Raw genomic sequence first — 19,768 nt, forward strand, 5'->3', positions numbered from 1 at the left:
GCCTCTCGACCCGGCTTGCGGAGTTGCCATATGACCGAGCCATGGACAGTCTCATCGAAACCTCGCGTTTGGCCGGCCTCGCGCCGGACACCATTACCATCTCGAACGTCAACCTCTCGCTCGGCACCGGCGCGGCGCGGGTCCATATCCTCAAGGACGTCAGCCTGCGGGTCGGACAGGGCGAGACGATCGGTCTGATCGGACCGTCGGGCTCTGGCAAGTCCACATTGCTGATGGTGATGGCGGGGTTGGAACGTCCTGACAGCGGTGAGGTGGTGGTCAACGGGACCGCTTTCAATGTCTTGGACGAGGACGCCCTGGCCCGGTTCCGCGGCCGCCAGGTCGGCATTGTCTTCCAGTCCTTTCATTTGATCCCGACCATGACGGCGCTGGAGAACGTCGCGGTGCCGCTCGAGCTGGCCGGCCACGCCGGCGCCGCCGAGCGCGCGGCCCGCGAGCTCGACTCGGTCGGGCTGGGCCACCGGCTGCATCACTATCCGACCCAGCTGTCGGGTGGCGAGCAGCAGCGCGTGGCGCTGGCCCGCGCCCTCGCTCCCGATCCTGCAATTCTCGTGGCCGACGAGCCGACCGGCAATCTCGACGAGACCACCGGACGGCAGATCGTCGATCTGTTGTTCACCAAGCACGCCGAGCGCGGCATGACCTTGGTGCTGGTGACCCACGACAGCAGCCTCGCGCACCGGTGCGACCGCGTCGTGCGGCTGCGCTCGGGGCGGATCGAAAGCGAGAGCGACGCCCGCGAGCCGGCTGACGCATGAGCGCCATGTCAGAACCGGTCGCGAGCGGCCGGATCGCCCTCCTGCCCGTTCGTTACGCGTTGCGCGAGCTGCGCGGCGGCTTGCGCGGCTTCTATGTCTTCATCGCCTGCATCGCGCTCGGCGTCCTCGCCATCGCTGGCGTCGGCTCGGTGGCCGCGAGCCTCAATGACGGCCTGGTTCGCGAAGGACGCACGCTGCTCGGCGGCGACGTTGCCTTTTCGCTGTTTCAGCGCGAGGCCAAGCCGGAGGAGATCGACTTCCTGCGCTCGCGTGGACAGCTGTCGCTGGCGGCAACCCTGCGCGCGATGGTGCGCTCCAGCGACGCCAAGCTGGCCCTGGTCGAGCTGAAGGCCGTCGACAACGCCTATCCGCTGCTCGGCAACGCCGAGCTCCAGCCCGATCTGCCGATGGCCGACATCCTGGCCGAGCGCGACGGCGTCTACGGAGCTGCAGCCGATCCGGCGCTGCTGGCCCGGCTCGACCTGAAGGTCGGCGACATCGTCACGATCGACACGGTCCGCTTCCAGATTCGCAGCGCGCTGCAGGCCGAGCCCGACAAATTGTCCGGCGGCATCGGCCTCGGGCCGCGCTTCCTGGTCAGCGAGGCGGGTCTGCGGGCGACGCCGCTGCTGCAGCCGGGCAGTCTCGTGCGCTGGACCTACCGGGTCCGGCTGCCCGACAATGCCAAGGACGATCACGCCGCGGCGTCCTTCATCGCCGATACCCGCCTGACGCTGCCGTCGGCCGGATGGGAGATCCGCAGCCGCAGCAACGCCTCGCCGCAACTGGAGCGGACCATCGGCCGCTTCACCCAGTTCCTGACCCTGGTCGGTCTCGCCGCCCTGCTGGTCGGCGGCGTCGGCGTCGCCAATGCGGTCAAGAGCCATGTCGACCGCCGCACCGAGGTGATCGCGGCGTTCAAGGCGCTCGGCGCCACCAGCCGCGACGTGTTCGGCATCTACCTCGTGCAGGTGATGGTGCTCGCCACGATTGGTTCGATCATCGGACTCTGCACCGGCGCGGCCCTGCCGTTTGCCATCGTCGGACTGTTCGGCAACATCCTGCCGCTGCCCGTGATCCCGGCTATTCATCCGGACGAGCTGGCGCTGTCCTTCGTCTATGGCCTGCTCACCGCACTCGCGTTCGGTCTGTGGCCGCTCGGGCGCGTGCGTGACGTGCCGGTGGCGGCGTTGTTCCGCGAGGCGGTCATCGCCGAATGGCACCGGCCGCGCTGGAGCTATCTGGTGCTGATCGCGGGCACGGTCGTGCTGCTGATCGCGGTGGTGATCGGCCTGTCCTACGACAAGCGCATCGCCGCGGTGTTCGTCGCGGCCGCCGCGCTGGTGTTCGTGCTGTTGCGCGGCATTGCCGCCGCGGTGATGGCGATTGCGCGCGCCCTGCCGCGCAGCCGCTTCCCGATGCTGCGGCTGGCGGTCAGCAATATCTATCGCCCAGGCGCGCTGACACCGTCCGTAGTGCTGTCGCTCGGGCTGGGGCTCGCCGTGCTGGTCACCATCACCCAGATCGACGGCAATCTGCGACGCCAGTTCCTGGCACAGCTGCCGGAGCAGGCGCCGTCGTTTTTCTTCATCGACGTCCCCTCGGGCGAGGCCGACCGCTTCCGCGGCTTCCTCAAGGACCTCGCCCCTCAATCGGCAGTCGAAGACGTGCCGATGCTGCGCGGGCGCATCGTCTCCGCCCGCGGCGTGCGCGCCGAGGACCTCAAGGCGACGACGGACACCGAATGGGTGCTGCAGAGCGACCGCGGCCTGACCTATACCGCCGAGATTCCCAAGGGATCCAAGGTCGTCGAGGGCGCGTGGTGGGGCGAGAACTACGGCGGCCCGCCGCTGGTTTCGATCGAGAAGCGGATCGCCGACGGTCTCGGCCTCAAGCTCGGCGACGACATCGTGGTCAACGTGCTCGGACGCGACATCACGGCGCGGATCGGCAACATGCGCACCATCGACTGGCAGGGGCTCGGCATCAATTTCGTGCTGGTGTTCTCCCCGAATGCCTTCAAGGGCGCGCCCCACACCCATGTCGCCACCCTGACCGAGGCGCGCTCCGATGCCGTCGAGGATGCGCGCGTCATCCGCAAGGTGGCCGACGCCTTCCCGATGGTGACCAGCGTGCGGGTCCGCGAGGTGATGGAGACGGTCGGCTCGGTCGTCTCCAACCTTGCGCTCGCCATCCGCGGCGCCAGCGCGGTGACGCTGATCTCGGCCATCCTGGTGCTGGGCGGCGCGCTGGCCGCCGGCCACCGCCACCGGGTCTACGATGCCGTGATCCTGAAGACGCTGGGCGCCACCAGGCTGCGGCTGCTCGGCGCCTACGCGCTGGAATATCTGATGATCGGCTTCGCCACCGCCGCCTTCGGCGTCGTCGCGGGGTCGGTCGCCGCGTGGCTGATCGTGACCCGGCTGATGACCTTGAGCTTCGCCTGGCAGGCGGGCAGCGCCGCGCTGGTCGTCCTGACCGCGCTGATCGTGACGGTCGGCCTCGGTCTGGCCGGCACCCTGCTTGCGCTCAACCAGAAGCCGGCGACGGTCCTTCGGAATCTCTAGCGGCTTGCGCGCTCATGCCGCACGGTTAACGCGATTTATACGGCTGGGACGCGCGCGGAGCGACATTCGGCCGCGCGTGGAAGCTTGCGGCGGATATGCTAGTTTCCCATCTAGGGAATGGGCTCAGAGACCTGCCAAAAGATGGCGATTTTGCCGATGACGCAAATTTAATATCTGTGGCAGTGGGTATGAGATAGGGTTTTTCGAGAACCGGCTAAAGGTCCTGCCAGGACCGGACTGCCGGGCAACCAACGGGAATCGACCATGTCGGACCTAGACCGCAATTATGCTTCACCCTTTGGCCGGGTGGCCGGGCGCGCCGATGCCGCGACCGTCGACGCCGGTCTGCGCGCCTACATGCTGCGCATCTACAATTACATGAGCATCGGCCTGGCCATCACCGGCCTCGCGGCGCTGGGCGTCTACATGGCGTCGGTGACCGGCGATCCGGCTGCTGGCGTATTCAAGTTCGGCAACGCGTACCTGACGCAGTTCGGCTACGCGATGTTCGTGAGCCCGCTGAAGTGGCTGTTCATCCTGGCCCCACTGGTCATGGTGTTCGCGATCTCGGCCGGCATCAACCGCCTGGCGCCGTCGACCGCGCAGATCCTGTTCTGGGTGTTCTCGGCCTTGATGGGCATCTCGCTGTCGTCGATCTTCCTGGTGTACACCCACACCTCGATCGTGCGGGTGTTCTTCATCACCGCGGCGACGTTCGGCGCGCTCAGCCTGTACGGCTACACGACCAAGCGTGACATGACGGGCATGGGCTCGTTCCTGTTCATGGGCCTGGTCGGCATCGTGCTGGCGAGCCTCGTGAACCTGTTCCTGGCGAGCTCGATGCTGCAGTTCATCGTCTCGGTGATCGGCGTGTTCGTGTTCGCCGGCCTGACCGCCTGGGACACGCAGCGTCTGAAGAACGAGTACATCTACGGCTACGCTTCCGCGGGCGGCGACATTGCCGAGCGCGCAGCGATCACCGGCGCCCTGTCGCTGTACCTGAACTTCATCAACCTGTTCACGCTGCTGCTGCAGCTGCTCGGACAGCGCGACTGAGCCAGCGGCTCACACGAGCGACCTTCGAAGCCCCGGCCTCACCGCCGGGGCTTTTCGTTTGCGCAAGCCAATTGCGACCGCGGCGCGGGCGCGACGGCAGCCATGCCGCGAGGCCGGATTGATCGCCGCGTCCGCTTTGGTATGTTTCCACCATGTCCGACATTGAGATCCGGCCCACCCGGGAGGCCGACCTTCCCACCATCACCGCCATCTACGGCCAGGCCGTCCGCGAGGGCACGGCCACCTTCGAGCTCGACCCTCCGGATCTGACGGAAATGACGCGCCGCTTCCGGGCGCTCACCGACGACGGCTTTCCCTATTTCGCCGCCCTGCTGGACGGAGAGGTGGTTGGCTATGCCTATGCGGGGCCTTACCGGCCTCGCCCGGCCTATCGCTTCACGGTGGAGAACTCGATCTATCTCGCCCCCGCCAGCCAGCGTCGTGGCATCGGAATGCGACTGATGCGGCGGCTGATCGACGCCTGTGAGGAGGGAGGCTTTCGCCAGATGATCGCCGTCATCGGCGACTCCGCCAATGCCGGCTCGGTCCGGCTGCATACCGCCTGCGGCTTCCAGATGATCGGCACCCACCCGAGCGTCGGCCTGAAATTCGGCCGCTGGCTCGATACTGTGATGATGCAGCGCCCGCTCGGGGCCGGGAGCAGCGACGTCCCGGCGTAAGCAACGCCAGTCGGAATGTCATGATCAGCCGGAGCGCGTGGGATCAGACCAGCGCCGGCTTCGGCGCGATCACCAGCAGCACGCGCTCGAGCTCATGACCGCGGCGCAGGATCAGGCCGGTGGCCGAGATCACGCTGTACATGCCCTGCTTGCGCGCCAGCCGCGGGTCCTTCTCGATGCGGTAGATCGGCACCTCGGACGCCCGGCGAAACACGGAGAAGACGGCCCGGTCACGCAGGAAGTCGATCGAATAGTCGCGCCACTCACCGTCGGCGACCATGCGGCCGTAGAGGTTGAGGATACGATTCAGCTCGAGGCGATCGAACGTCACCCGGTTGGGCGCTGCGGCCGCGTTGCGCGCCGCCGCGCGGTTCTCGCTGGGGTCGGCATCCTCCGGAGTGAGGTTCATGAGCGTCCTCCTGTCATCTGTGTGACATGATCGCGCCAACCGCCGGAGGCCGCAAGGGGCCGTTTTCATTGTTGAAGTTCGGCCGTGCATGCCAACCGCGCGAACTCCGCGAACACGCAAGCGTCACGGGATCGTTAGCAGAATCATAATCGCGCCGTCTTTCCGCCCACCGACCGCCCCCGACCTTAGGCATAAGATTCATGTGCGTTGGCCCGGTCCTTTCGGTTCCGGATTCCTCAGCCCCCAGCCCCCCGGGGTCGTCAGGATCGGGTCCATTCACAAGTAAGGCAAAGGGCCAACGCAAGTTGGTCCTTTTGCTTCTTTGGCGTGAGCTGCACGGAACATGTTATGGCGCGCCTCCGTCCTATGGACGTGACGCGCCTTACCGCAGGTCAAGGGAAACGAAGATCAGGACGACCGAAGATCAGCGCTCGGGAGCACGCGCCGTTGCTGAAGCCCGTCCGACCAATGGCAACTCGGAAAAGGCGGCCCCGAGCATCGCGCCGGGGCGGTCGCGACTGCCGTCCTGCACATAGACGACGGTGCCATCGACGCCCTCGCGGGCGATCTTCTCCAGCGGCACGCTCCATCTGACCGGCGAACCATTCCAGTCACCCAGCTTCTGAAGACCGCGAACGACGTTGTAATAGGTCAGATCACGGCCGCTGTTCTCGCCGCGGCCGACCGAGATCGGGACCACCCGCGAGATCGAGCAGACCCAGACCTCGCCGTGCTTGCGCGGCATCTGGTCGTTGGCCGCGGCCACGGAGACAGTGAGGTCCTGGCCGTCGACCGACAGCCTCACCGGCACCGACATCACGCTGCCACCCTGGACAGTCTCCTCGATGGCGCCTTCGATCGCCTCGCGGTCGCTGCCGATCACATGCACGGAGCCGTTGACCACCGCCTGCGGCGTATAGACTTCGCGATCGCCACGCGCCCTGGAATAGGCCCGCTGCCGGGCCGTGAAGCGGGAGTCGGCCAGCGTGTCCTTCCAGCCCAGGTAGTCCCAGTAGTCGATCGGCAGGGACAGCGCGATGACCGAGGGATCTCTGGCGAGCTCGCCGAGGATCTTGTCGGCCGGCGGGCAGGATGAACAGCCCTGGGACGTGAAGAGTTCGATCACCGCACGCGGATCGGACGCGGCCGGCCGGACGAAAGCGATGACCGCACAGACACTCAGCGCCGCGCGCGACCACCACGACATCTGTCCACTCATCGTCACTGTCCTGTCTGGAACATGGTCCGCTGCGCCCTGCCGCGTCAATGATCTGCGAAGCCGCCCTCGTAGTTAATAGATTGCAAACGAAAAGGAGGCGGCCTTTGTCATAGGCCGCCTCCTTCATCACCCGCTACTCACTTCAGAGTGAGCCAAACTGTCGCGTCGCGCTTTGGTTAAGCAGCAAGCTTGCGCAGCACGTAGTGCAGGATGCCGCCGTTGCGATAGTAGTCCAGCTCGTCCAGCGTATCGATCCGGCAGAGCAGCGGCACCTGCTGCGCCGCCCCGTCGGCCGACACGATCTCGGCGGTCAGGGTTTGACGCGGCTTCAGGTCGCCCTGCAGGCCCTTGATGGTGACCTTCTCGTCGCCCTTCAGGCCGAGCGAGGACCAGGACGTGCCTTCCTGGAAGGTGAGCGGGAGCACACCCATGCCGACCAGGTTCGAACGATGGATGCGCTCGAAGCTCTGGCAGATCACGGCGCGGACGCCGAGCAGCCGGGTACCTTTCGCAGCCCAGTCGCGCGACGAGCCGTTGCCGTATTCGGCGCCGGCGAACACCACCAGCGGCACGCCCTCTTCCTGGTACTTCATCGCGGCGTCGTAGATCGACATCTGCTCGCCGTCGGGCCAGTGCTTGGTCAGGCCGCCTTCCGGAATGTTGCCGTCGGCACCTTTGAGCATGAAGTTCTTGATGCGGATGTTGGCGAAGGTGCCGCGCATCATGATCTCGTGGTTGCCGCGGCGCGTGCCGTACTGGTTGAAGTCGGCCGGGCGGACCTGGTGCTCGCTGAGGAATTTACCGGCGGGCGAGGTCAGCTTGATCGAACCGGCCGGCGAGATGTGGTCGGTCGTGATCTTGTCGCCAAACAGCGCCAGCACGCGGGCCTCGACGATGTCCTTGATCGGCTCGGGCTCCTTCTTCATGCCGTCGAAATACGGCGGGTTCTGCACGTAGGTCGACGACATGTTCCAGCGATAGGTCTCGCTCTCGACCGTCTTGATCTTGCGCCAGTTGGTGTCGCCCTTGAACACGTCGGCGTAGCGCTTCTTGAAGATCGACGCCTTGACGAATTTCTTGACGAAGTCGTTGACCTCCTTGGTCGTCGGCCAGATGTCTTTCAGGTAGACCGGCTTCTTGTCCTTGCCGATGCCGATCGGCTCGACCGAAAGATCCTTGGTCACGGTGCCGGCCAGCGCGTAGGCCACGACCAGCGGCGGCGAGGCCAGGTAGTTGGCCTGCACGTCCGGCGAGACGCGGCCTTCGAAGTTGCGGTTGCCCGACAGCACGGCCGCCGCGACGACGCCGTTGTCGTTGATCGACTTCGAGATCTCCTCCGGCAGCGGACCTGAATTGCCGATGCAGGTGGTGCAGCCGAAACCGACCAGGTTGAAGCCGACCTTGTCGAGGTCCTTCTGCAGGCCGGAGTTAGCCAGGTACTCGGCGACCACCTGGCTGCCCGGGGCGAGCGAGGTCTTCACCCACGGCTTGGCCTTGAGGCCCTTGGCGGCGGCGTTGCGGGCCAAGAGGCCGGCGCCGATCAGCACGCTCGGGTTCGAGGTGTTGGTGCAGGAGGTGATGGCGGCGATGACGACATCGCCATGGCCGATGTCGAAGTCCTTGCCCTCAACGGTGAAGCGCTGCGCGGCATCGCTCTTCTTGTACTCGCCGGCCAGCGCGGTGGCGAAGCCCTCGGCCACCGCCGGCAGGGCGATGCGGCCCTCGGGACGCTTCGGACCAGCCATCGACGGCACGACGTCGGCGAGATCGAGGGTCAGTGTCTGCGTGAACACCGGGTCCGCCGACTTGGCGGTGCGGAACAGGCCCTGCGCCTTGGCATAGGCCTCGACCAGCGCGACGCGCGGGCCCTTGCGGCCCGAGGTCTTGAGATAGTCGATGGTGGCGGCGTCGACCGGGAAGAAGCCGCAGGTCGCGCCATACTCGGGGGCCATGTTGGCGATGGTCGACTTGTCGGCGACCGAGAGATGGTCGAGGCCGGGGCCGAAGAACTCGACGAACTTGCCGACCACGCCGAGCTTGCGCAGCATCTGGGTGACAGTCAGCACCAGGTCGGTCGCGGTCACACCTTCCTTCAACGCGCCGGTCAGCTTGAAGCCGACGACGTCGGGCAGCAGCATCGACAGCGGCTGGCCGAGCATGCAGGCCTCAGCCTCGATGCCGCCGACGCCCCAGCCGAGCACGGCCAGACCGTTGACCATCGTGGTGTGCGAATCGGTGCCGACCAGCGAATCCGGATAGGCGACCTCGAAGGTGCCCTTGGTGCGGCCGACGGTCATCTTCTCCTTCTTGGTCCAGACGGTCTGCGCCAGGTATTCGAGGTTGACCTGGTGGCAGATGCCGGTGCCGGGCGGCACGACGGAGAAGTTCGAGAACGCCTTCTGGCCCCACTTCAGGAATTCGTAGCGCTCCTGGTTCTGCTTGTACTCCTCGGCGACGTTCTTGCCGAACGCCTTGTTGTCACCGAAGTAGTTCACGATCACCGAGTGGTCGATGACGAGATCGACCGGCACCAGCGGGTTGATCTTCTCGGCATCGCCGCCGAGCTTCTGCATCGCGTTGCGCATCGCTGCGAGATCGACCACCGCAGGCACGCCGGTGAAATCCTGCATCAGCACGCGCGCCGGACGGAAGGCGATCTCGTGCTCCAGCGACTTCTTGCGCAGCCATTTCGACACCGCGACAATGTCGTCCTTGGTGACGGTGCGGCCGTCCTCGTTGCGCAGCAGATTCTCGAGCAGCACCTTCATCGAATAGGGCAGCTTGGAGATGTCCTTGAGACCGTTCTTCTCGGCTGTGGGCAAGCTGTAGTAAATGTAGCTCTTCGTTCCGACCTTGAGGGTCTTGCGACACTTGAAGCTGTCGAGCGAGGTCATGCGTGGAAATCCCAATTGATCTGTATACCCGGAGGGGGTATTTAAGAACCGTCAGCGCGAGGCGCCGGATGGCTTGCAGCGGGCGATTGTGTGCTGCATCAAGGTCGGGCTTATAGAAGCTTTCTAACTGCGCCGCCACAGCCACAAGCAAGCCGCGACGTGGCATCACCCACAAATTCTCACGCGCTAGCCATCAATTTCGTAAGGGCTGTCACGACGGGCCATGCAGCTTTCTCCAACACAGTCGCCGAAACTGTTCGGCCGCGACGTCAGATGCGTGCGCGGCGGCCGCGAGGTGTTCGCAGGACTTGCGTTCGAAGCGGTCGCAGGCGAGGCGCTGGCGGTGACCGGACACAATGGTGCGGGCAAGACATCACTGCTGCGGCTGATTGCCGGCCTACTGCTGCCGGCGGGCGGCTCCATCGCCATCGAGGGCGGCGAAGGCGAGTTGACGGTGCCCGAGCAGGCGCACTATCTCGGCCACCGCGACGCGCTGAAGCCGGCGCTCAGCGTCCGCGAAAATCTGACCTTCTGGGCCGAATTCCTCGGCGGCGGCGTCACGCGACCGATCCCCGACTGTTTGGCGGCGGTGGGCATCGCGCACGCCATCGACCTGCCCGCCGCCTATCTCTCCGCCGGCCAGCGCCGCCGCCTGTCGCTGGCGCGCCTGCTGGCGGTGCCGCGCCTGCTGTGGCTGCTGGACGAGCCGACCGCCGCGCTCGACATCGCCGGACAGGCGATGTTCGCCGGCCTGATGCGCGAGCATCTCGCTAGCGGCGGGCTGATCGTGGCCGCGACACATGGACCGCTCGGCATCGCCACGCGTGAGCTGCGGATCGGGGAGGCTCGATGATTCCCTCTCGCCTCTTCGCAGTCCCACCCACCGCTCTCTCCGTTCCCTCCCCCCTTCTGGGGGAGGGTCAGGGAGGGGGGTGCCCCACGACGCGCTCTAACTTGTTTGACGAGACTCGGTCGCACCAACCAACGTCCCATCGGCGCGCGCCCCCCTCCCCCTTGCGGGGAGGGGTCGGGGGTGGGCGTCCACAACGGCAGCGTCACCCGGAGCCACCCCCCTCCCCAGCCCTCCCCCACAAGAGGGGAGGGAGCGCAGTTTGCGGGTGGAGGGAGCGTGGCTCACCATCTGCCATCAAGCAATCAGCCAAGGCCCTCCCCGCATGACCGCGCTCGGTGCCCTCATCCGCCGCGACATCCGGATCGCGCTGCGCATCGGCGGCGGCGCGCTGATCGGCGTGCTGTTCTTCCTCACCGTCGTGGTGCTGATGCCATTCGCGGTCGGGCCGGATCTGGCGCTCCTGACCCGGCTCGGCCCCGCCATCCTCTGGCTCGGTGCCCTGCTCTCCAGCCTGCTCACCCTGGACCGGCTGTTCACCGCCGACCACGAGGACGGCTCGCTCGACCTGGTCGTGATGAGCCGGACACCGCTGGAGCTGGCCTGCGCTGCCAAGGCGCTGGCGCACTGGCTCGCCGCCGGCCTGCCGCTGGTGATCGCGACGCCCGTGCTCGGACTGCTTCTCAATCTCGACGCCACCGCCACCGGCGCCGTCGCGCTGACGCTATTGGCGGGCACGCCTGCCCTGACCTTCATCGGTATGATCGGTGCGGCGCTGGCGGTGACCATGCACCGCGGCGGGCTGCTGCTGGCGGTCTTGGTGCTGCCACTATCGATCCCGGTGCTGATCTTCGGCGTCGCGGCGTCGCAGGCGGCCATCGTCGGTCCGCTGCCGTTCGGGGCGCCATTCTCGATCCTGTGCGCATTGTCGCTGGTGAGTTTCGTGATCGGCCCGTTCGCCGCTGCGACAAGCTTGCGGAACGGGCTGGATTGACCCACCGCCCGCCGAGGTTTGACCATGATCAACTCTTACCTGGTGGCGCCGTGCTGATTGCCTGCAACCGCTTCCGCCTTTAACAAGGGTCTCATGTCGCTGATCGACCTTGCCAATCCTACCCGGTTCCTCGGCCTCGCCGCACGGTTGCTGCCGTGGCTGGCGCTGGTCACGACCGCGCTGCTGGCTGCCGGCCTGTACCTCTCGGCGCTGGCGCCCGACGACTATCAGCAGGGCGCGACCGTCAAGATCATGTTCATCCACGTGCCCAATGCGTGGCTGTCGATGTTCGTCTGGGGCGTCATGAGCATCGCCTCGCTCGGCACCCTGGTATGGCGGCATCCGCTCGCCGACGTCGCCGCCAAGGCCGCCGCCCCGATCGGCGCCAGCTTCACGTTCCTCGCGCTGCTCACCGGCTCGCTGTGGGGCCGGCCGATGTGGGGCACCTATTGGGAGTGGGATGCCCGGCTGACCTCGGTGCTGATCCTGTTCCTGATGTATCTCGGCCTGATGGCGCTGTGGCGCGCGGTCGAGGATCCCTCCCGCGCCGCCCGTGCCGCCGCCGTGCTGACGCTGGTTGGCGCCATCAACCTGCCGATCATCAAGTTCTCAGTCGACTGGTGGAACACGCTGCATCAACCCGCGTCGGTGATGCGGATGGGCGGTCCGGCGCTCGACAAATCATTCCTGATCCCGCTGCTGGTGATGGCAATCGGGTTCACGTTCCTGTTCGTGACGCTGCATGTCGCGGCGATGCGCAACGAGATCCTGCGTCGTCGTGTGCGCAGCCTGCAGATGATGCAGGCGCGCGCCTACACAACGACCGCACCAGCCGACGATCCGGCAGGCCAGATCGCGGGAGCGGCTTGATATGGACCTCGGCCCCTATACCTCCTTCATCGCCACCTCCTATCTTGCGGCGGCGCTGGTCGTGGTGGTGCTGATCGGCTGGATCGCCATCGACTACCGCACCCAGAAAGCGCGGCTGCGGGCGCTTGAAGACAGCGGCATCAGCCGGCGCTCCGGCCGTGCCGCGACGGACATCCAATGACCGAACCGACGGAGCCGGCGCCGCGGCGCCGCTCATTCCTCATGCTGCTGCCGCTCGTGGTGTTCCTCGGGCTGGCGGCGCTGTTCTGGTCGCGCCTCGGCAACGGCGATCCGTCAAGCATTCCGTCGGCGCTGATCGGCCGTCCAGCGCCGGCCACACTGCTGCCGCCGCTGCCGGAACTGGCCAGAGACGGCACCCCAGTGCCCGGACTCGATCCGGCGGCGCTCAAGGGCAAGGTCAGCATCGTCAACGTCTGGGCATCGTGGTGCGTGCCCTGCCACGACGAGGCGCCGCTGCTGGTCGAGCTCGGCCGCGACAAGCGCTTTCAGATCATCGGCATCAATTACAAGGATGGCGCCGACAACGCCCGCCGCTTCCTCGGCCGGCACGGCAATCCCTATGACGTCGTCGGCGTCGACGGCAATGGCCGCGCCGGCATCGAATGGGGCGTCTACGGCGTGCCCGAGACCTTCGTGGTCGGACGCGAGGGCACCATCGTCTACAAGCTGGTCGGCCCGATCACGGCGCAGAACATCGATGCGGTGTTGAAGCCGGAGATCGAGAAGGCGTTGAAGGCGGGATCGTAGTTCAGGCGTCGTTGCTAGCCAACGGGTCGGGGAAGCAATCCAGAGTCCTCGCGCAGCCCTGGATTGCTTCGTCGCTACGCTCCTCGCAAAGAGGGCACGGCGGAGCTACCCCTTGCTCACATCCCCCTCGGCCGCATCGCTGGCTTCGAGCGACGCCGGGTCCTGGTGGTAGCGCTTGATCAGCGGCATCTGGGCGATGGCGAAGATCATGGTCAGCGGCACGACCCCGAAAGCCTTGAAGCCGACCCAGAAATCGGTGCTCTGCGTGCGCCAGATGATCTCGTTCAGCACCGCCATCGCCGCGAAGAACAGCGCCCAGCGGAAGGTGAGGATGCGCCAGCCCACGGCCGTCAGGTTGAACATCTGATCGAACATGATCGCGATGAAGGAGCGGTTGAACAGCAGACCGCCGCCGAGCACGGCCGCGAACAGGCAGTAGATGATGGTCGGCTTGACCTTGATGAAGGTCTCGTCGTGCAGCACCAGGGTCAGCGTGCCGAACACGATGACGACGACGGCGGTCACCAGCGCCATCAGCGGCACGTGCCGCGTCACCACATAGGACGCGATCAGCGCCGCGATGATCGCCACCATGAACGCGCCGGTCGCAGCGAACAGATTGAACTTGGCGTTGACCACGAAGAACACGATCAGCGGACCGAGTTCGGTCGCGAGCTTGAACAGCGGATGCGGCTGGGTCTTGTCCATTCCATGTCCCGTTGGCTGTCATCATCCGCGGCCGCGGATGATCCAGTAGCCTCTGATGTCTCGTGGCGGAGGAGGCGCGCAACGAGCGGAAAGGCTCGCAGGCGCGCCGCACCGTGACGTCAATCCTCGATTCCCGCAATCGCCCGCGCGAAATCCTTGGCGGCGAACGGGGAGAGATCGTCGACCCCCTCGCCGACGCCGATGAAGTGCACCGGCAGCTTGAACTTCTCCGACAGCGCCACCAGGATGCCGCCGCGCGCCGTGCCATCCAGCTTGGTCATCACGAGACCGGTGACGCCTGCCGTACGATGAAACGCCTCGACCTGCGACAGCGCATTTTGTCCCACCGTCGCATCGAGCACGAGCAGCACCGCATGCGGCGCCGACGCGTCGACCTTGCGAATGACACGCACCACCTTTTCGAGCTCGTTCATCAGCTCGGCCTTGTTCTGCAAACGACCGGCGGTGTCGATCAGCAGAATGTCGCGGCCCTGCTCCTTGGCCGCGGTGATGGCGGTGAACGCAAGGCTGGCCGAGTCCGAGCCCTGCGCGCCGGCGATGACCGGCGCCTTGGTGCGCTCGCCCCAGACCTTGAGCTGCTCGATGGCGGCGGCGCGGAACGTGTCGCCCGCCGCCAGCATCACCTGCCTGCCCTCGGACGCAAATTTCGCGGCCAGCTTGCCGATGGTGGTCGTCTTGCCGGAGCCGTTGACGCCGACGACGAGAATGACGAACGGCTTGTGGCCCGGCGCGATCTCGAGCGGCTTCGCCACCGGCGACAGCACCTTCTCGACCTCGGTCGCGACCACCGCCTTCACCTCGTCGGCGCTGATCGCCTTGTCGTAGCGGCCGGTCCCGACGGCCTCCGCAATCCGCGCAGCGACCTGGGTACCGAGATCGGCGCGCAGCAGCACGTCCTCGATGTCGTCCAGCATCGCGCGGTCGAGCTTGCGCTTGGTGACGAGATCGGCCACGGCCGTGCCGAGCGCGCCGGAGGTGCGCTTCAGGCCCGCGGACAGCCGCCGCCACCACGACAGCTTGGGTGTTTCGGAGGTGGTATCGTTCATGGCGTGGTGTTAGCCCTTTCCATTCGCAAACGAAAGCTCACACCCGCGTTACGGTTTCCATGGACATTAACCAACCCAGCGACGAGGAGATGCTCGCCCGCGTGCTTCATCGCGACGGGCTGATGCTGGTGATCGACAAGCCGGCCGGCATTCCCGTGCACAAGGGACCAAAGGGCGGACCGAATCTCGAAGCCTCGTTCGACGCACTGCGCTTCGGCCTGCCGCGCCCGCCGGTGCTGGCGCATCGGCTCGACAAGGAAACCTCGGGCTGTCTGGTGCTCGGCCGTCATCGCAAGGCAACGGCCTCGCTCGGGCTTTTGTTCAAGCACAGCAAGATTTCGAAGACCTATTGGGCGGTGGTCGAGGGCGGGCCTGACGCTGACGAGGGCGTGATCGATTTGCCGCTCGGCAAGCTCAACGCCGAGCGCGGCTGGTGGCAGAAGCCGGATCCGCAAGGGCAGCCGGCGGTGACGAAATGGCGGGTGCTGGGGCGGTCGTATTCGCCTGCCAGGCAATCCCTGAACTCCCCTCCCACTCGTGGCAACGACCCGCCTCCGCCTGCCGGCGGGGAGGGGTCGGGGGTGGGGGTCCCCACGGGCAGTGTCGCTTGGAGCCACCCCCCTCCCCAGCCCTCCCCCACAAGGGGGGAGGGAGCGCAGCTGCCAGGTGTAGAGTCAGTGCACTCCACTCGCGGTCCGCGGCTCACCTGGCTCGCCATGGAACCAGTGACCGGCCGCACCCATCAACTGCGCGTGCATTCGGCTGCGTCGGGCTGGCCGATCGTCGGCGACAACATCTACGGCAACGGCCCGCGCTTCGGCGAGCCGCGGCTGCATCTGCACGCGCGCGAGATTTCGATCCCGCTGTCGAAAAACAAGCCGCCGGTACACGTGGTGGCGCCGGCGCCGGTGCACATGCATGAGCGACTCAGGATGTGCGGGTGGAACGGGGAGTGAGCCCGCCATCAGGCGCAAGCGAGACCTGGGCTCGCACCACACCTACCGCCGTCATCGCCCGGTTGAACCGGGCGATGACGGCGGGGGCGGGACTAACAGCCTGCCCCCATCATGACCTGACATCGTGAGGCGCTGCACGGTGCCCATCGTGTGACCCGCTACGGCCACCGGCAGATAATGCTCCGTCCGGCCCTGCGTCTCGCTCTCGATCAGCACCTCGCACAGGCAGCCGATCTCCTGCTCCAACCGCCGCCGCAGCGCCGCGTCGCCCGCAGCCCGCAGCCGCCGCGCCCGCTCGCGGATGACGGCGCCATCCACCTGCGGCATGCGCGCGGCCGGCGTGCCCGGCCGCGGCGAATAGGGAAAGACGTGCAGGAAGGTCAGCCCGCATTCCTCGACGAGATCGAGCGAGCGCGCGTACATCTCCTCGGTCTCGGTCGGGAAGCCCGCGATCAGATCGGCGCCAAGCGCGATGTCCGGCCGCAGCCGGCGCACCTGAGCACAGAATGCGATGGCATCGGCGCGCGCATGCCGCCGCTTCATGCGCTTCAGGATCAGATCGTCACCCGCCTGCAGCGACAGATGCAAATGCGGCATCAGCCTCGCATCATCAGCGAGGGCATCGAGCAGGTCGGCATCCGCCTCGATCGAATCGATCGAGGAGATGCGCAGGCGCTTCAGCTCGGGCACGTGGCGCAGGATCTGCTTCACCAGCCGGCCGAGCTTGGGTGCGCCCGGCAGATCCGCGCCATAGCTCGTGAGGTCGATTCCGGTCAGCACGATCTCGGCATGGCCGCCCTCGCTCAGCGCGCGCACCTGATCGACCACGGCGCCCATCGGCACCGAGCGCGAATTGCCGCGGCCGAACGGGATGATGCAGAACGTGCAGCGATGGTCGCAGCCGTTCTGCACCTGGACGAAGACACGCGGCAGGCCGCGCTGGAAGCCATCGACCAGATGCGGCGCCATCTCCGTCACCGCCATGATGTCGGAGACGGCGACCTTCTCGGACGCATCGATGCCGAAGCGTGGCACGGCCAGCGCCTGTGTCGTCGCACGCCACGCGTCGGGCTGCAGCTTGTCGTCATTGCCGATGACGCGGTCGACCTCGGGCATGGAAGCGAACATGGTGGCCTGCGTCTGCGCGGCGCAGCCGGTCACGACGATGCGCGCCGCCGGGCGCTCGCGCTTCAGCTTGCGGATGGATTGGCGCGCCTGCGCCACGGCCTCGTTGGTGACGGCGCAGCTATTGATGACGATGGTGTCATCGGCGCCGGCCGCCTCGGCATGTTTCGCGATCAGCTCGGATTCGAACGCGTTCAGGCGGCAGCCGAAGGTGACGACGTCGACGCTCATGCGACGCTGGCGAACATCGACGGCTCGAACCGCCCCTCGAACTCGAATGCGGCGGTGCCCGTCATCAGCACGTGATCGTCGCGCTCGCGCCACTCGATCGTGAGGTCGCCGCCGGGCAGCGTCATCTGCACGATCCGGTTGGCGCGCTTCAGCCTGGCAGCCGCGACCGCGGTCGCGCAGGCCGCCGAGCCGCAGGCCTTGGTCAGCCCCGCGCCGCGCTCCCAGGTGCGCATCGTGATGTGGTCGCGATCGACGATGTGGGCGAGCGTGATGTTCGCACGCTCCGGGAAAATCGGATGGTTCTCCAGCAGCGGCCCGAAGCGCTCCAGATCATAGGCATTGACGTCGTCGACCCAGAACACCGCGTGCGGGTTGCCCATGTTGACGACCGAGGGCGAATGCAGGATCGGGGCATTGATCGGCCCGATCTGCAGCTCGATGTAGCGGGTGTCGCGGAACTCCTCGGCGAGCGGAATCTCCTGCCAGCCGAACTTCGGCACGCCCATGTCGACGGTGTAGAGGTCGGGCGCCGGCCCCTGCCAGCAGTTCAACAATCCGGCGCGGGTCTCGAACGTCGCGCTGGTCTGGCCGGTCTTGCCGAACACCTGCCGTACCACGCAGCGCATGCCGTTGCCGCAGGCGCCGGACTCCGACCCATCATTGTTGTAGATGCGGATGAAGGCCTCGGTGCCGTCGAGCCGCGGCGGCTGCAGCACCATCAGCTGGTCGTAGGGGACGCGGGCCGCCACCGCGCGCGCCTCGTCCGGCGTGACGACATGCTTCACGTCGCGCAGATCGACCACGACGATCTCGTTGCCGATCCCGTTCATCTTGACGAAGCTGTGGTTGGCCAGCGCGCTCATGAAAATATCCAAATTGTGTCCGCCTTATATGGCGAATGGCGCGGCATTGACCAGCCTGCAGAGCGACATGACGCATCTGTCATGGGACGCCGCGCCGCCGAGCATGTTAGGACCGGTTCATTCGCCGGCACGAACCGGGCAAAGCAGCACGGCCACTGGAGAATAGTCGAATGAATCTCAGCACTTTCCGCCTCGTTCTGGCCGTGAGCTCGGTCGCGCTTCTGCTCGGCGGCACGTTCGCCCGGGCCCAGGCGCCGTCGGCCTCGCCGGCTCCGGCGGCCTCAGCCACGCCCGCACCGGCCCCGAGCGCGCTACCGGCCCCGGCGGTGCCGGCCTCTCCTGCGCCTGCCGCGTCGGCCAGTCCGGCGCCCGCGACCAGCCCGACGCCGGCCGCCAGCGCAAGCCCCTCGCCGTCGTCATCTCCGACCGCAGCCCAGTCCCCGGCCACGTCGCCGCCGGCCGCGGCGCCAGCCCAGGCGGCCGACGCCTTCGGCGACGAGATCAAGCTCGAGGCGAAGAAGGTTGTCCTCGTCAAGGGCACCGCCAATTGGGACAATGCGTTCGAAACGCTGATCGACTCCTTCAAAACGCTGTCGGCCACGCTGGACAAGCAGGGCATCAAGCCCGCCGGCAACGGCATGATCGTCTACACCTCGACCGACGACACCGGCTTCACCTTCCTGGCCGAGATGCCGATCGAGCAGGAGCCGAAGACGCTCGGCAAGGGCATGAGCATCGGCCAGTCGCCCGAGGGCAAGGCGCTGAAGTTCGTCCATCGCGGCTCCTACGACAACATGGACAACACCTACGAGGCGATCACCAACCACCTTGATGAGCGCCGGCTGGAGGCCAAGGACACCTTCATCGAGGAGTACCTGACCGACCCCTTGAAGACGGCCGAAGACAAGCTCGTCATCAACGTCTACGTGCCGCTGAAGTGAGCACCATGATCATCAGACCCATCCTTGCGGTCGCGCTCGCGACCAGCTTCGCAATGCCCGCCCTCGCGGATGACATCGCCCGGCAGGACACGCCGGCGATCACCGTCAGCGGCGAAGCCAGCGTGTCGGCGCCGCCGGATCTGGCGCAGATCGACGCCGGCGTGGCGTCCGACGCCAAGACCGCGCGCGAGGCGGCCGAGGCCAATAACGCCGCTATGGCCAAGGTGCTGCAGGCGCTCAAGCAGGCGGGGATCGCCGACAAGGACTATCAGACCTCGCGGCTGTCGCTGCAGCCGCAATATGCGCAGAACCGGCCGGCCCAGCCGGCCGTGACCGGCTATCGCGCCAGCAATCGCGTCACCATCAAGGTGCGCGACGTCGCCAAGGTCGCCAGCGTGATCGACACGCTGGTCGCGGCCGGCGCCAACGATGTCGGCAACATCTATTTCAGCGTCGCCGAGCCGTCCAAGCTGCTCGACCAGGCACGCGAGAAGGCCGTCGCAGACGCCCGCCGCAAGGCCGAGATCTACGCCAAGGCCGCCGGCGTGACGCTGGGCCAGCCGCTCAGCATCTCCGAGGACGGCGCTCCGGCGCCGGTGTTCCGCGCCAAGACCTTCGCCGCACCGATGGCCGCGACGCCGACGCCGGTGGCACAGGGCGAGGAGACGCTGGCGATCACGGTTAGCGTGACCTGGGCGATCAAACAGGGGCAGTGAGGCGCACTCCCTTCGGCGCGGCCCATTCACGCGCGGTCGTGAACCCACAGCGCGACGACAGACTCGGTGTCGTCC

The 19,768-nt window shown here is 66.7% G+C and carries 19 protein-coding genes; 12 read left to right on the forward strand and 7 right to left on the reverse strand.

Going from position 1 to position 19,768, the window contains the following annotated elements; translation table 11 throughout:
- Positions 1–41 precede the first annotated feature (41 nt).
- The 4 genes from QX126_RS13800 to QX126_RS13815 all read left to right on the forward strand — a co-directional run bounded on the left by QX126_RS13800 (position 42) and on the right by QX126_RS13815 (position 5,082).
- Positions 42–779, forward strand: coding sequence for an ABC transporter ATP-binding protein (locus tag QX126_RS13800; RefSeq protein ID WP_315757140.1), 738 nt, complete (start codon positions 42–44; stop codon positions 777–779).
- The gene (locus QX126_RS13805) at positions 776–3,346 is read left to right on the forward strand and encodes an ABC transporter permease (RefSeq protein ID WP_315781648.1); all 2,571 of its coding nucleotides are present in this window, start codon (positions 776–778) and stop codon (positions 3,344–3,346) included. The genes QX126_RS13800 and QX126_RS13805 overlap by 4 nt, the downstream gene beginning before the upstream one ends.
- A 264-nt stretch (positions 3,347–3,610) precedes the next feature.
- On the forward strand, positions 3,611–4,402 hold the full coding sequence (locus QX126_RS13810) for a Bax inhibitor-1/YccA family protein (protein WP_315740702.1): 792 nt from the start codon (positions 3,611–3,613) through the stop codon (positions 4,400–4,402).
- A gap of 152 nt (positions 4,403–4,554) precedes the next feature.
- Positions 4,555–5,082 carry a GNAT family N-acetyltransferase gene (locus QX126_RS13815; protein ID WP_315740701.1) on the forward strand — a complete coding sequence of 176 codons (528 nt, stop codon included), beginning with the start codon at positions 4,555–4,557 and terminating at the stop codon, positions 5,080–5,082.
- A 43-nt stretch (positions 5,083–5,125) separates the two neighbouring features.
- On the opposite strand, the gene QX126_RS13820 is transcribed toward QX126_RS13815, so the two are convergent.
- The 3 genes from QX126_RS13820 to acnA form a co-directional block, all read right to left on the reverse strand.
- Positions 5,126–5,491 carry a DUF2794 domain-containing protein gene (locus QX126_RS13820; RefSeq protein WP_315757137.1) on the reverse strand — a complete coding sequence of 122 codons (366 nt, stop codon included), beginning with the start codon at positions 5,489–5,491 and terminating at the stop codon, positions 5,126–5,128.
- A 424-nt stretch (positions 5,492–5,915) separates the two neighbouring features.
- Positions 5,916–6,698, reverse strand: coding sequence for a DUF1223 domain-containing protein (locus tag QX126_RS13825; protein WP_315777347.1), 783 nt, complete (start codon positions 6,696–6,698; stop codon positions 5,916–5,918).
- A gap of 188 nt (positions 6,699–6,886) precedes the next feature.
- Complete coding sequence (gene acnA / locus QX126_RS13830) at positions 6,887–9,604, reverse strand: aconitate hydratase AcnA (RefSeq protein WP_315781651.1); 2,718 nt, start codon at positions 9,602–9,604, stop codon at positions 6,887–6,889.
- Positions 9,605–9,827: 223 nt separating this feature from the next.
- On the opposite strand from acnA, the gene ccmA reads away from it, so the two are divergent.
- The 5 genes from ccmA (at position 9,828) to QX126_RS13855 (ending at position 13,086) form a co-directional block, all read left to right on the forward strand.
- Positions 9,828–10,457, forward strand: a complete 630-nt coding sequence (ccmA, locus tag QX126_RS13835) for a heme ABC exporter ATP-binding protein CcmA (RefSeq protein ID WP_315781654.1) — start codon at positions 9,828–9,830, stop codon at positions 10,455–10,457.
- A 322-nt stretch (positions 10,458–10,779) separates the two neighbouring features.
- Complete coding sequence (gene ccmB / locus QX126_RS13840) at positions 10,780–11,448, forward strand: heme exporter protein CcmB (protein ID WP_315740697.1); 669 nt, start codon at positions 10,780–10,782, stop codon at positions 11,446–11,448.
- A 93-nt stretch (positions 11,449–11,541) separates the two neighbouring features.
- Positions 11,542–12,318, forward strand: coding sequence for a heme ABC transporter permease (locus QX126_RS13845; RefSeq protein WP_315781657.1), 777 nt, complete (start codon positions 11,542–11,544; stop codon positions 12,316–12,318).
- Position 12,319: 1 nt separating this feature from the next.
- Entirely contained in the window at positions 12,320–12,499 is a 180-nt protein-coding gene (gene ccmD, locus QX126_RS13850) for a heme exporter protein CcmD (protein WP_315740695.1), read from the forward strand.
- The gene (locus QX126_RS13855; RefSeq protein WP_315781660.1) at positions 12,496–13,086 is read left to right on the forward strand and encodes a DsbE family thiol:disulfide interchange protein; all 591 of its coding nucleotides are present in this window, start codon (positions 12,496–12,498) and stop codon (positions 13,084–13,086) included. Before ccmD ends, QX126_RS13855 begins: the two co-directional genes overlap by 4 nt.
- Positions 13,087–13,191: 105 nt before the next feature.
- On the opposite strand, the gene QX126_RS13860 is transcribed toward QX126_RS13855, so the two are convergent.
- Together QX126_RS13860 and ftsY are read right to left on the reverse strand one after the other, a co-directional pair.
- Positions 13,192–13,794, reverse strand: a complete 603-nt coding sequence (locus QX126_RS13860; protein ID WP_315740693.1) for a septation protein A — start codon at positions 13,792–13,794, stop codon at positions 13,192–13,194.
- A 119-nt stretch (positions 13,795–13,913) separates the two neighbouring features.
- Positions 13,914–14,861 carry a signal recognition particle-docking protein FtsY gene (ftsY, locus tag QX126_RS13865; protein ID WP_315757133.1) on the reverse strand — a complete coding sequence of 316 codons (948 nt, stop codon included), beginning with the start codon at positions 14,859–14,861 and terminating at the stop codon, positions 13,914–13,916.
- Between the two features lie 59 nt (positions 14,862–14,920).
- Here ftsY and QX126_RS13870 point away from each other — a divergent pair, with 59 nt between their 5' ends.
- Positions 14,921–15,817 carry an RNA pseudouridine synthase gene (locus tag QX126_RS13870; RefSeq protein WP_315781663.1) on the forward strand — a complete coding sequence of 299 codons (897 nt, stop codon included), beginning with the start codon at positions 14,921–14,923 and terminating at the stop codon, positions 15,815–15,817.
- Between the two features lie 51 nt (positions 15,818–15,868).
- On the opposite strand, the gene mtaB is transcribed toward QX126_RS13870, so the two are convergent.
- Both mtaB and dapF read right to left on the reverse strand, forming a co-directional pair.
- Positions 15,869–17,173, reverse strand: coding sequence for a tRNA (N(6)-L-threonylcarbamoyladenosine(37)-C(2))-methylthiotransferase MtaB (mtaB, locus tag QX126_RS13875; RefSeq protein WP_315781666.1), 1,305 nt, complete (start codon positions 17,171–17,173; stop codon positions 15,869–15,871).
- The gene (gene dapF / locus QX126_RS13880) at positions 17,170–18,036 is read right to left on the reverse strand and encodes a diaminopimelate epimerase (protein ID WP_315781670.1); all 867 of its coding nucleotides are present in this window, start codon (positions 18,034–18,036) and stop codon (positions 17,170–17,172) included. Before dapF ends, mtaB begins: the two co-directional genes overlap by 4 nt.
- Positions 18,037–18,206: 170 nt before the next feature.
- On the opposite strand from dapF, the gene QX126_RS13885 reads away from it, so the two are divergent.
- Entirely contained in the window at positions 18,207–18,977 is a 771-nt protein-coding gene (locus tag QX126_RS13885; protein WP_315781673.1) for a GyrI-like domain-containing protein, read from the forward strand.
- 5 nt (positions 18,978–18,982) lie between these two features.
- Positions 18,983–19,693: an SIMPL domain-containing protein gene (locus QX126_RS13890; protein ID WP_315781677.1), complete on the forward strand. Its 711-nt coding sequence runs from the start codon at positions 18,983–18,985 to the stop codon at positions 19,691–19,693.
- Positions 19,694–19,768 lie beyond the last annotated feature (75 nt).

This window comes from Bradyrhizobium sp. SZCCHNPS1003 (assembly GCF_032381555.1).
In the GTDB taxonomy this organism is placed as follows: Bacteria; Pseudomonadota; Alphaproteobacteria; order Rhizobiales; family Xanthobacteraceae; genus Bradyrhizobium.